General features: G+C 60.0%; 10 protein-coding genes. All 10 read left to right on the top strand.

Annotation, left to right across the window (positions count from 1 at the left end):
• Positions 1–612 precede the first annotated feature (612 nt).
• The 10 genes from L6R21_24205 (at position 613) to L6R21_24160 (ending at position 12,942) form a co-directional block, all read left to right on the top strand.
• Positions 613–1,101, top strand: a complete 489-nt coding sequence (locus L6R21_24205; protein MCK6562313.1) for a hypothetical protein — start codon at positions 613–615, stop codon at positions 1,099–1,101.
• A gap of 182 nt (positions 1,102–1,283) precedes the next feature.
• Positions 1,284–1,793, top strand: coding sequence for an RDD family protein (locus L6R21_24200; GenBank protein MCK6562312.1), 510 nt, complete (start codon positions 1,284–1,286; stop codon positions 1,791–1,793).
• A 947-nt stretch (positions 1,794–2,740) separates the two neighbouring features.
• A complete protein-coding gene (locus tag L6R21_24195) occupies positions 2,741–3,799 on the top strand; it encodes a sigma-54 dependent transcriptional regulator (GenBank protein ID MCK6562311.1) in 1,059 nt (352 codons plus the stop codon).
• A gap of 201 nt (positions 3,800–4,000) precedes the next feature.
• Positions 4,001–4,312 carry a hypothetical protein gene (locus L6R21_24190; GenBank protein MCK6562310.1) on the top strand — a complete coding sequence of 104 codons (312 nt, stop codon included), beginning with the start codon at positions 4,001–4,003 and terminating at the stop codon, positions 4,310–4,312.
• A gap of 113 nt (positions 4,313–4,425) precedes the next feature.
• Positions 4,426–7,836, top strand: coding sequence for an N-acetylmuramoyl-L-alanine amidase (locus L6R21_24185; protein ID MCK6562309.1), 3,411 nt, complete (start codon positions 4,426–4,428; stop codon positions 7,834–7,836).
• 67 nt (positions 7,837–7,903) lie between these two features.
• On the top strand, positions 7,904–9,088 hold the full coding sequence (locus tag L6R21_24180; GenBank protein ID MCK6562308.1) for a hypothetical protein: 1,185 nt from the start codon (positions 7,904–7,906) through the stop codon (positions 9,086–9,088).
• Positions 9,089–9,149: 61 nt separating this feature from the next.
• The gene (locus tag L6R21_24175) at positions 9,150–10,367 is read left to right on the top strand and encodes a hypothetical protein (protein ID MCK6562307.1); all 1,218 of its coding nucleotides are present in this window, start codon (positions 9,150–9,152) and stop codon (positions 10,365–10,367) included.
• A gap of 19 nt (positions 10,368–10,386) precedes the next feature.
• A complete protein-coding gene (locus L6R21_24170) occupies positions 10,387–10,668 on the top strand; it encodes a hypothetical protein (GenBank protein ID MCK6562306.1) in 282 nt (93 codons plus the stop codon).
• Complete coding sequence (locus L6R21_24165; protein MCK6562305.1) at positions 10,665–11,489, top strand: hypothetical protein; 825 nt, start codon at positions 10,665–10,667, stop codon at positions 11,487–11,489. Before L6R21_24170 ends, L6R21_24165 begins: the two co-directional genes overlap by 4 nt.
• 19 nt (positions 11,490–11,508) lie before the next feature.
• The gene (locus tag L6R21_24160; GenBank protein MCK6562304.1) at positions 11,509–12,942 is read left to right on the top strand and encodes a S8 family serine peptidase; all 1,434 of its coding nucleotides are present in this window, start codon (positions 11,509–11,511) and stop codon (positions 12,940–12,942) included.
• The last annotated feature ends 57 nt before the right edge of the window (positions 12,943–12,999 follow it).

Raw genomic sequence — 12,999 nt, 5'->3', positions numbered from 1 at the left:
CACGGAATCAAGTGCTTAGCCTTGATCCGCTACCCAAAAAGCTTCAAAAAAATCTTCATCTGCGGAAGTTGGGCTAGTATCGAAAACTGGTCGCGAGGGCCCCAAACCAGTGCAGCAAATCTAATGGGAAAGGAAGGATCGGCACAGTGGTCAAGCGTCTTTCTCGAATTGTGCCTGGCAGGCGGGAAAAGTCTCCGCCGTCATCTACTTCGTGCTTGGCGTCATTTTCGCCATTTCATTTGGGATGCTCAGCGCGCTGCTCAATCCCGGAACCGAGGGGAAGCAGTTGTCCGTTGGCTTTTTGTTATCCTGCTTTCTTGTACGCCGCACTTGGTTTTCTCTTCGTCCCGTTGTTTTGTTGGTTGTACAACCTGGCCGCGCGGCTCGTCGGCGGGCTGGAGTTCTCGGTTGAGGATAGGGCCGAGACCTGACAGTCTGGTCAGCATCTGAGCGATGGCATTGAACGAAAGCAAGGGCCAGCCCTGAACAAGCAGGGAGCACGTCTCCTGCACATGCAACAATTGCAGCAGAGCTTAAATCGCTCACCTTGACGGCACGACGATAGTGCCGGCAGAGTGGCCAATGTGGAAGAAAGGCCAAGGATAGTGGGCTATGCCAAATTTCGATAACCAAGGCCTGGAAGTTACCACGCAGGAGAGGCAATCTCTCATAGAGGAGCTCGGTAGAGCAGCCAGACGCACCGAAAGATTCGGCTGGACGAACCATGTCTGTGCGCATATTGTTGCCTGGGTTGCCGTCACCGGCAGCATTGCTGCTACAATTCTGGCCGCGGTGCAGCTCACTCCCGGCTGGCTAACCGCGACCGTTGCGGCGATCCCGGCCGCGGTTCTGGCGATCAGTACAACCTTCAATTTTGAGCGCAAAGCCTTATGGCACTGGCTCACGACCAAGAAACTCAAAGCGCTCAGCAGAAGACTGACGTATGAGAGAGCTGCGGTGGTAACCGTGAGCAGGGAATTCTCGAGAGTCGAGATAGAGACGTTTGAAGGATGGATGACGTATAGCGCGCTCTCGCCACAGACCGAATCAAAACCAGAGCCAAAACCAGAGAAAGACAAACCTGATGATAGGCAACACTGATACCGAGCCGCATGTTGTCGTGGCCAAACCTCCCAATACCGAGGTTCTGCCAAAACACAAGCGCAGTTGAAGGTTCGTCGTGAAATCCTCGGTTCTTTCGATCGGCGTTGCTGCGGCACTCTGAACGGGTTCAGTTATCCACATTTGGTCACAATCAAAGACGAACGAGCAATGGTGCTGAGATGAAATACCTCGGATTTTGGAGAAGGCTTCTGGCCTACTTGATCGATACCGTGCCCATCATGCTTGCAGTGGTCTCGCTCGCCTACTTCTTCTTGGGATTCGATGAAGTTTTGCGTGGCTACTTCAGGGACACAAGTAACCTCGAGGCCCGAGCCAGATTCTATTCACAGAGGGAGCTCCTTAAGAACCTCGGCTTTTTGGTGTACCTTGTGTACTGCACATTAATGGAATCTTCGCGCATGCACGCCACGCTTGGCAAGCGGGTTGTCGGCGCCATGGTCGTTTCTGAAGCAGGAGTCCCACTCACGCTCAAACAGGCACTCTTTCGAAATCTTCTGAAAATAGTATCGGCTCTTCCGCTCTTTATGGGCTTTTTGATAGCCGTGTTCAACCAGAAGCGCCAGGCATTTCACGATATGTTTGCGAAGACATATGTCGTGGAGCGTGCCGCTCACATGGAGAGCCACGATCGTTCGCAACGGATTGTTGTCAGCCGGGCGCTCCAATAGTGAATTGTTAGGTCAAGTGCATTCGGCACTGAGAACAAGTTGCCGTCTGTCGCGACTCGCTTTCTGAGGCACTTTAAACGCGACCACCCCAGGCAGGCACCTGCACAAGTTCAACAGCCACTGCCAAGGAGACGACGGCCTTTCGGCATGCCCGAGGATAGCACGAATTCAATGCCCATGTGAAGTCCGCAGACGTAAACCAGCAGTGATCTGTAATTCAAGTTGCCGGCCACGGCCGGAGTGCCCATCAAGCAGGCTTGTGGGCAACGCCGGTTTTCGGCCAACTCGATCAACGCAACGCCGCCAAAACGACTCACGAAGAATCAAATCTTGTAGCTAAAACCTCGGCGCATTTCTGGCACAGATACTGAACTTAGCATATCCAACTGTCAAACTTGGAGCAGATGAGAACCGAAATTTCATGACTTCTTCTGCCTTCGCGAGACTCCAAGACGAGTTCTCCGAATCGACTCGATGAGGTGTCCGTATCTTTCCCCAGAATGACCGATTTCAAAATCTTCGAAAGATTCCGCTGCCTGTCCGGTGTCTGTTATGATGTTGGCACGATGAATTGCACGGCTTGAGGAAATGGGCGATTTGAGACACTCTGCACTTGGGGGCGAGAGCTCTGCAACGACCCGGATTTGTAGCCATTGGGATGGTGTAGCGGTTCTACCTTGCGCGACTCCCTCAAAGGTTCTCCCGTAACTCATCTCGTGTGACTTGTTGCCAGACTCGCTATTGAGCAGCAACACAGTGCCGAACTTTTGCGGCATGGCACAACCCGCCCATGTCGTGCTTCTGTTTGTGCATCCTATGCGCAAGCGAGTCAGCGTCTGCCGTCAATCGCGCTTTGGGGGGATACGCCCAGGCGTCTGCGACTGCTGCCGCTCGACCGACTGCAATGATGAGGAAAAGCCGAAGCGAGCAAGGGAACTGGCGGACAGATGGAGCAACTGATCAAACGCCTCGGTGAGAGGCTCGGCGTATCCCGGCTGGTGGGACATGCTCCCGCATTCATTCTTGCCATTCACCAGCTCCCGGAAGTGGCACAGAGCAACGCTTCCGTCCTAATCAGTGGAGAAACCGGCACCGGAAAAGAGCTGGTGGCGCGCGCCCTGCACTATCTCAGCAATCGTGCCTCTGGTCCGTTTGTGGCGCTGAATTGCGGCACACTCCCTGATTCCTTGCTCGAAACCGAGCTGTTCGGTCATGAGCGAGGTGCCTTCACCGACGCGCGCACCAGGCGCGCAGGACTCATTGCCGAGGCCAGCGGCGGCACGCTCTTCCTCGACGAGATCGATTCGCTCTCACCTCGAGCGCAAGTAACGCTCCTGCGCGTGTTGCAGGACAAGAAGTATCGCGCGGTGGGCGGCAACCGCGAGCGGCCGGCCGACGTGCGCATCATCGCCGCCACGAACGCCGCTCTTGATCTCCTCGTACATGCCGGCGTGTTTCGGGCCGACCTGTACTATCGCCTGGGTGTGTTCTTCATCCAACTTCCTCCGCTGCGGGAACGCAAGGAGGACATTCCTGCCCTGGTGGACCACTTCCTCGACAAGCACAGCCCTCCCGATCGCAAGAATCTTCGCCTGGCTCCGGAAACACTGGCAAGCCTGCAAGACCATGACTGGCCGGGAAACGTTCGGGAATTGGAGAACGCTATCATTCGCGGCGTCTACTACTGCCGATCGACTGAGATCACTCATGCTCATCTCGATATTCCCATGGCAGCCGGAGCGAAAGCGCCGATCGCTTCCCGCTGCAACAGTGACGAACTTCGTCCCTTCAACGCGATGAAGCAAGAGGCAATCTCCGATTTTGAAACAGCCTATCTCGTGCGACTGATGAGGGAATATGATGGCAACGTCAGCCGCGCGGCCCGTACTGCCGGCAAGGACAGGCGGGACCTCAACCGCATGTTGAAAAAACATGGCATCAAGGCGGATCGCTTTCGAACCAAGGCTGGAGGTGTGGGGGAGGATACTCCCCAGGGGATGGGGTGATCCGACCCCATCCTCAACTGCTGCATTCGCAGGCAGCCGGCGCAGGATTGGCATTACAACAGGTGGGGCGAAGTTCCCCCACTTTCGCGGCGAGCTGCGCAGCAGCGCAGGACGCAACTCATTGACGCGTCTACAGTAGCCCGGAAAGAGTCGGCACTGGCATTCGGCTTGTAGAGGTTAGTTCCCAAAGCGGAGGCTAACTTGACCGACGACCGTCTTAACCAGTGCGCGCGCCTGCGGGAAAACGAAATTGCAGAGGCCGTGTTGGGCTACTTGAGCGCAAACCCCGATGCCTCCGACACATTGGAAGGGATCGCGGAATGGTGGATCATGCGCCAGCGCTTGCGGGTGGAGGTCGCACAATTGGCGAGAACTCTCGAGCGTCTCGCGGGCGAGGGAATCATTGAAAGGCAGGGCGAGCCGGAGAATCCGCGTTATCGCTTGCAAAGATACAACTACGACGAACAGGCGTGGCGCCGCCTGCTCGCCAGCTACGGTTTTCAGAATTCATGAATGTATTCGAGCTGCCTTGCGGAGCTGGGAAGAACGCAACGCCCATGCTTGCGGGTGGAGCGGGTTTGCACGGCCAGCTCTGCAGGCCACAATAGTTTACCAAGGAGGTCAGGATGGCAACGATGATCCGTCCTACACGCATGGAAGTCAGCGATCGTTTTTCGGTGCTCGGCTTCACCGTCACCACCGGTGAGCACCCCTGGTTTGAAGTGGCCCTCGCCACTGATCCCTCTTTGTTTCGCGCTGACCAGAAGAATCGGCGCACGCACGCCAATTTCTACTCGAGCCGCGAGCAGGGCGTCTTGCGGGTCGAGCGCGGGCAGGCGGTCTATCTGGTGCCGCAGGCGGCGCTGCAACGCTTCGCCGGTCAACCCAAGCTCTTCTACGGCTTCGCCACTTTCGCGGATGGCGGCGGCAGCAAAATTGTTGAAATCAGCTCGCCCACCGACGCCAGCCCTTACATCGGCCTCCAGACCTTCTCGGGGCGCACAGCCCGGCGGTTGAGCACCCTGCCGCGTTCTCGCTCGGAGGCTGGCAACGGCTATGGGCAGGCCAGCCACGGCGCATTGACCTGGGCAGGCGATCTCGCCCGGCCCGGCACAGAACAAATCAACGGCCAAGCGGCAAGGCCTGCCAATGGTGCGACTCCTGCGCCGGCCAATGGCAGCACGGCGGGGGCGGAACGCCCAGCCATGCTGTCAACGGCGAGCACTGGCGCAGCGTTCGAATATGACGACGGCTTTGGTCCCATGACCATGAGTGCCGAAGACTATGCCATCGAGGGGCCCATTCCGGATGAGCACGCAAAGCCCCAGGCCATGGCTGCGACGCAGTCACGCACCGATCCCGAGTACCCCCAAGCCAGCCGCTTTGTTCCAGCCAAGTGGTTCGGCGGCACGCGCAGCGTCAGCGAAATCCGACGCATCATCATTCACATTACCGACGGCGGCGCCAATATCAACGGTACGGTTGGCTGGTTTCAGAATCCCGTGGAGCGTGACGGCACGGCCAGAAAGGTCAGCGCCCACTACATCGTCGGGCAGGATGGCGAAGTGGTGCAGATGGTGACGCACGATCGGGTTGCCTGGCACGCTGGCAGCGCCAATTCCGACAGCATCGGAATCGAGCACAATGCCAATACCCGCGGTTTGCATCCCACCGAGGCACAGTACCGCAGCTCCGCCGCGTTGGTGCGCTGGCTGGCGGACCGCTACAATATTCCGCTCGACCGCCAACACATTCTCGGCCACGCCGAGGCCGACCCCAACACCAGCCATCGAGCCTGCCCCAATGCGGTTTGGGATTGGGATTACTACATGCGCCTGGTGCAAAGCAGCTCGTGCTTTCCCAAAGCGGCTGCCTCGAGCCAGGGCGTGGCAATGCGCACCGATGAATCTCATCCCGCAGGCGTTCCCATTCCCAGCGGGCAAAACGGGAACGCGGGCACCACTCCCGTAGCCGCGCGCGCCATGCGAATTGTGGAGCCGGATTACCGGCCCACTGGCTTCCTGGACGCCCTCCACATGATTTGGGAGTGGACGAAACGCTATGCGCGCTGGCGTGCGGGCGTGCCGATCACGACGTTCTTTCCGCATTCGGCAATTTGCCAGTTCAAGATCTTCATGCCCGGCAGCTCGAGCCCCGGCATCGGCACCGGCTTCTACATCGCGGAAGATCGCATTCTGACCTGCGCCCACAATGTCATCGCTTGGAGAACGCGCACCCAGGCCTCTCACATCATCGTTACGCCCGGCCTCAATGCCAACGATCCTGCCAACAAAGAACCCTTCGGCTCTTTCCGGGTCAATCGCGCGGACTGGGCGTACCACCCGCGCTATGACGGCGGATTTGATTTTGATCTCGCCGTATTGCGCGTCAATACGCCGCCGCCGAATGGCCAGTACTTTGATGCGCTGGAAGAACTCAACATGTCCATCCCCGAACCCATCATCGTGTGCGGCTACGGCGCGGTCACGGGAGACGAGGAGAAGCAAAATCTGGAAGGCGATACCATCCGCGCGCTCTCCGACAACCAGGAGCGTTTCCAATATCACATCAACACCGAGCCGGGCAACAGCGGCTCGCCGGTGTTCTATGTCTATGCCTATGATGATCAACAAGCACAGCAATCTGTGCTGGCCCATTCCATCATCGGCGTGCATGTCTCGGGTTTTGATCGCCAGCTCAACCAAGGTTGCCGCCTGACGCAGGACAAGATCAATTGGATCTGGTCGGTAGGGAATCCCGGCGGCGCCAGCACCAAAGCGCTCGGTACAGCAACAACGCACGCCCGGCAGACCGCGACACTCGGTGGATCCCGCGCTGCTGCCGGAGGCTGCGACCCTCACAATGGCGCACCTGCCGGCCAGGAGGCTCCGGCTCAAACGGAGGTGGCAATGCCAGCCGCTGCCACGCTCTCGCAGGGACAATCGTTCGATGTCAACTGGAACGAAGTCGAGCTCGTGCCCCAGCTCACCAACATGTCGTGCTGGGCAGCGGCGGCGGCCATGGTCGTGGGCTGGCGCGACCGCCTCTCCATCGACCCTGCCGAGATCGCGGCGGGCGCGGGCAGATGGCAGGAGTATCACACCGGCCTCTATCCCCGCGACCATGCGGCGCTGGGGCAAGCGTGGCGTTTGGTGGCAGAGCCACCACAATCCTACACCGTCGAGGGCTTTCGCCGGCTGTTGGAGACCAATGGCCCGTTGTGGATCGGCGTAGCGGTTCCCTCCGGCCATGCGGTGACGGTAACCGGCGTGTATGGCGACGGCACGCCCGAGGGCACCTTCGTACGCTACAATGATCCCTGGCCTGCTGGCAAGGGGCAACACCAAAGCGTCAAGGGTTTTCGGGAGTTCATGCGCGAGTACGAGAATCGCGCCACCACCAACGGCCCGGGCAATGTCAACGTGCAGATTCTGCATGCTAGCGGAACCAGCGGGCGCATGATCGGCGCAGGATCGCCATCTCGCACAGCTCATGCCAAGGGCATGTCTGGCAATGGCGCAACCTCCAAGCCGATGCAGGTGGTGGAGATCGCCTCGGCCATCGTCGGCGCCACCATGACGCGCATTCTCGACAATGAGGGCGACGTGCACTGGGAGCTGGACAAATTGCAGGGCTTCAAGCATCTCAATGACAATGCCGCCAATGCCGGCGGCCAAGTTCGGGAGATGACCATCAATGTGCCGGGGCCGCATTGGGCTAGCGTGTTCGGCCAGGATGCGATCTATGCCGACTTCGAGGTGAGTTTTCAGTATGATGGCCGCTCGCTGGGCAACATTCTAATCACACCCGTGCGCACCAACGATGCCGTTGGCTGGGGCTTGACGGTTAAGGCCAACATCATGGACGATCGTCGTGCCTTTCGCCAGCCGCCGGACAACACCACCTTTGCCGCCATCAAGCTACAGTTCCACTATCGCTTCGACAGCCCGATCTACAGCGATGCTTTGGCGCGCACGGATTTGATTCTCTACGGCAATGGCACCTTCGGCCAGCGCTTTGCGTGGACCCAGGATTGAGGCTGTGCCGCAGTTCACCCATGCGATTGTTTCCGTCGACAGCAGTGAATGAATGAGGAATGAAACCATGGCAGAGAACAAGAAATCCGGCCATAATGAGTTTCGCATGTCGGCGCCGCCGCAGGATATCGTGGCGGCGGTGGAAGTGATCGAGCAGAACGGGCACGCCCACAGCGCTACCGCTCTCACCAAGAATGGCAAAAGCAACAGCGGGTTTCGCCTGTCCGCCCCGCCTGCTGATCGCGAAGCGCCGGTGGAGGTGGTGCAGGAGGTTGCGACGGCTGCCAGCGCGTTGGATAGCGCACCGGCCCCGGAAGTCCCAGCGGACTTGTCCATTTCGCTCAAAGAACCCGGCTACGCTGAGGAGCTCGGTGCGGCCGCTGATCCCGAGCAGCCCCCGTCCGAGGCTTCCGGCCTCGCCGAGCTCAGCAACGAGCAGATCTATCGCATTATCCGCGAGGTGGCAGTGGCCGATTCCGGTGACCTGGGATATTCGGCCATTTCAGCCGATCGCGAGTTCGACACTGCCGGCCATCCTTCTCACCAGCAGCGGCACATTGGGCTGGCGTTCGGCCTCGTGCTCTTCACGCAGGAATCCGGGCGCCTGGGGCGAGTGCTGCAACTCATGCAGCAGCGTGATGCCGGGCGCTTCGCACAAATCTTCGGCCCGGAGGCAGAGGAACTGTTGGCCGTGACCAATGCTGCCACACCTGAGCAGCGGTTGCTGCCGGTGGCTGGCTCGCCGTTGTGGAGTCAAAGCTGGGTGGAAAAATTTCAGCGCGCCGGGGAAGTACCAGCGTTTCAGAATGCGCAGAATGAAGAAGCCATCGAAGGCCAGTTTCGTCCCATGCTCGCCATCGCGGCCGGTCTCAGCCTCAGTAGTGATCGCGGATTGGCGATGATGTACGATCGCGTGGTGACGCGCGGTTTGGGCGGCGGCCTCAGGTGGGTGGTGCAGGCCGCCGGGCCGCTGCGCACGGCGGCACAACGCCAGCATGCGCTGCGGACGCTGGGTTATGACAGCGTTTCCGGATTTCAGCGAGCTGCCGGAGTAAGTTCTCCTGAGGGCGTGTTCAACCCGCAGACCCACGCCGCGCTCGTGGCTGCCCTGCGTGAGCGGGGCGTGCTGCCGCTGCCTTCGCCGCACGAGATGGTTTGCCGGATCGTGCAGGCTGCCACGGGGGTGGCAAAGCAACGATTGCTGCGACTGCGGGACTCGAGCCGGCTGCAGGATATCGTCTTTCGCCTGTAGTCGGTGACCGAATTCGAGTGCATGTCATCGACAACCAACCAATTAACTCAGAGCCGGGAACTTGAAAGACCATTCTCCTGAAATCCGGGCTGCGCGCGATCTGGCGGAACAGGCCGCCTCCAAACTTCAACAGTCCGCTGCTTTCAGGCAGTTGGATGCTGCCACGCAGCGATCGCTGTTGCTCGATTTGGAAAAGATACGCCGGACCTTCACTCAGACCTCGGGAGCAGTACCTGCGGCCAGCGACCCCTACGCTTTTGCACTCGAGACTCCGGAGGATTTCACCCGGCGGCGCTCCCACTTTCAGCGCGGCGGTGAACAGCAGATGCCAGCGCAAGAACCTGCAACGACGGAAGGCAATGCGCCCGCACCGCGCCGGGCCGCCACCGAGACGCTCGCCGAACGCGCCGGTGCACTCATTGACGAAATCGATTTTCCCGCTTTCGTGGCGGGTTTGGTGCACGGCACTTTTGACGCGATTGTGGACGCCTCCATCCGCCAAATGGAGGCGTTTGCGGACCTGGTGAGTGCCGTCGCCAAGAATGTCGATGACTTCACGCGCGACAATGTCTCCGCGAATCAAGCCCGCGACTGGCTGGCGCAGCGCTATGCGCGCGACGTTCAGTTGAATCTTAACGGGCCGGAGCCTCGCTTGCAGGTCAGATCCAACTCCGGCGATGAATTTCGCGAGCCACCGGAATGGCTGAGTGAGTTCGGTTTGGCAGGCGAGGAATTTTCCAATGCGTTGCTGGAAGAGCGGCTGGTGCCCGAGGCCCGGCGCCGCATCGGCGAGAGCCGCATGCAGATGCTGGCTACCATGGTGTTGATGGGCATGAACCGCATCAACGTCAAGGATGGCTCGATCTCGGCACGCGTGCGTTTTCGCGCGGCGGCGAGTGACCGTGCGCAGGTGGACTACGCCGTGTCGCAGGATCCCGCCACCAACTCGGCTTGGGGACGGCGGGGCAGCGCCAATTATGCCCAGCACGCCACCATGATCTCCACCGTGGGCGTCAATGCGCAAACCGATACCGACCTCAAGGCTGAGCTCTTCGGGAATGTCGAAATCAATTTTGTCAGCGAAACGCTGCCGCTGGAGCGGTTTGTGGATCAAGCTCAAATGGCGTTGTTGCAACGCAATGCCCGCCAACTGCCGAAGCCAGGCAGCAATGGCACGACCGCAAACCGGCAGGCGCCTGTTTCCGAGGACACCGCCCAGCAACCAGTACAGGGCCAAATCAACGCACCGACAACAGCACCGACTGAAGGCTCTGCTTGAGTGAGAAAAGGAGGAGCCAGTGGATTGCGAAAAAAACAGTGAGGGGCTGCAGTGTACTGGGCGCCGGCCACTGGCAGAAACGCTGATTGATCTCGCCGCTGCCATGGGATTTGATGATGAGCCGCAAGACCTGGTGCGCGTGCGCTCGCTAGGTCTGGATATTCCCATTGAGGTGCGCTTGCGGCGCGTGCAGGGAGAGTGGCAATTGTTAGCGGACGTGCCGCTGTGGCGCTGGCAATCAGGTTTTGAGGAGCAGCGCGGGCGTTTGCGCTTTCGCATAAACGAAGAGCCGGAACCGTGAGCAGTTCGAATGGCATCCCCATCGAGGACTTCATTCAGGCGCTGACCAGCCAGCTCGATCGCGCCCAGACCGCCATGGCGCTCAAGGCCAAGAATCGTAACCTGCCTTTGACCTTTGCGGTGAAGGATCTCTCCATTGATCTGCGCACGCATGTCGAGGTGCGGAACAGCGCTGTTCATCTGCGGCCGGCAGAGCCAAATGAGACGCAGGCCAGTACCATCCACCTGGCATTGACCACCGTCACTCGGCCGATGATCGAAGAGAATTCGGTTGAGCCAATTGCTGAAACGGAAGATGATTCGCTCGACAAAGTCTTCGGTGAGGATGCCAAAGAGGAAGAACGGGAAGAACTGCGCCGGCGCCTGGAGTGGGCCGGCATCCACAGTGTGGAACAACTGCGCACGCTGCAACGCAGCACGCGCGAGGACATGGTGCAAAACACCCTCCAGCAAGTCACACGGCTGCCGGTGAATCGTCTGCGCCAGGCGCTCGAGCGCTCTTCGCAACCGCTCATCACCCAAGTCATCAGGCAGCAACTGGAAATGCCGGGTCAAGTCGGCCATGCGCCCGCACCGGTGCTGCGCATCCGCGGCAACAACCTTGTCGGAAAGGTGCAGCCCAAGATCACCATCGGGGACAAGCCTCTGCGGCTGCTACAAGCCGCGGAGAAGGAACTCGTGGTGGAGTTGCCCGCGCAACCGCTGAGCGGCGCGCTGGCTGTGGAAACGGCACCGGGTCGCATCGCGCAAACCGACTTGGAACTTGTGAGCAACGATGATCCCTATGCCTTCAACGGAAACAATGGGACTGGCAAAACCTGAGGAAGATCGTTGAACGATCATGATGAATCCCAACGCAAAATCCTTGATCATGCCGTGGTCACGGCACAACCGCCTCTACAGTGTGCCCGGCCGGCTGACTTTGAAGCTCGCCCTTGGTGAGGCCCCGGAGGGGATACCTTCCGCGCTCGACGTACGCAGTGGTGCGGCGGATCCCCTCAGCAAGATCGATGGCGGCGCCATCGACCGCATCTTGCGCAAACACGGCGGCGCGGTGCGGGTGGCGCGGCTTCATAATGCTGCGAGGTCTCTCGGCTTGCCGGGCGCACGCCATCGTGGCTTCGATGATGTGGAGCACGCACTCGGTCTGGCGCGCACTTTCCGCATCGATACGCTGCCGGGTTGCTGCATTCACCACCTGGTGGATGCTCTGCGCCAACTCTCCTACGTGGAGCAAGTGTCGCCCTACTACGTCTGCGCCACCCCCTTCATTCAGCCGGCTCCGGCAGAGTTCGATCTCGAGCAGGCTTGGTTGCCGCGCCTTCAAGTCAATGCGCCGGAAGCCTTGGCGTACGAGCCGGGCGATTCTGCGGTCATCATCGCAGTGGTGGATACCGGCGTGGCACAGACGCACCCCGAGTTGGCGAACCGCCTGCGGCCGGGACTGGACACCGTGCAACTGGGCACACATGATCTCGCCACCGGTTTGTTGCTGCGCGGTGATCGCAGTGAGGTTGATACCGATCCTGAAGATGAAGTGGGCCACGGCACTTCATGCGCGGCCATCATGGGTGCGGCGGGCAGCCGCATTCCGCCTGGCTTGGCCGGTGCGAGCGGCCTGCTGCCGCTGCGCGTGCTGGGCGCCGCCCAGCTTACCGGCAAGAGCGAGGCCATTGGCATCGGCGCGATCGCGGACATCGACATGGGCGTCAAAACCGCCATTGATCTCGGCGCCCACGTGATCAATATGAGCTTTGGCACGCGCGTCGCCGATCTGGACGAAGATGACCCCCTGCCGCATGAAGACGTGGTGCGTTACGGCAAGGCGCGCGGCTGCCTGATGGTGGCGGCGAGCGGCAACTCCGGTGTGAGTGAAGAATACGTCCCCGCCGCCTACAACGAAGTCATCGCCGTGGCTTCGGTGGATGGCGAGGGCAATCCCTCTTCCTTCAACACCACCGGCAGTCATGTCAATCTGTGTGCACCGGGCGATCGCGTGGTCTCTGCTGGCTTGCGTGACTACCAACTGGTCACGGGCACCAGCTTCGCCGCGCCCTTTGTTTCTGCCACGGCAGCGTTGTTGGTGAGCCGTTCACGCCGGCGCTCCCATCCGGTGGCAGCCGAGACCATCAGCCGCATTCTCGCTGAATCCGCACGCGCCTGGAAACTCGGCCGTGGCGAAGGCTGTGGTGTCGGCGTGCTTGATGCTCTGGCAGCCCTGCGTGCGCTCGATCGTGAAATCGACGGCACCACCGCCGGCGGCGGCCATGCCTAAAGGCCGCATGAGAACATCAGACTCTCGCTTGCCAAACTATTGGACAAAATACCCTCA

It is taken from the genome of bacterium, assembly GCA_023150945.1.
GTDB lineage: Bacteria > Zhuqueibacterota > Zhuqueibacteria > Zhuqueibacterales > Zhuqueibacteraceae > Coneutiohabitans.
The sequence above is the reverse complement of the archived record's forward strand: the minus strand, read 5'-3'. Positions and strand labels throughout refer to the sequence as shown.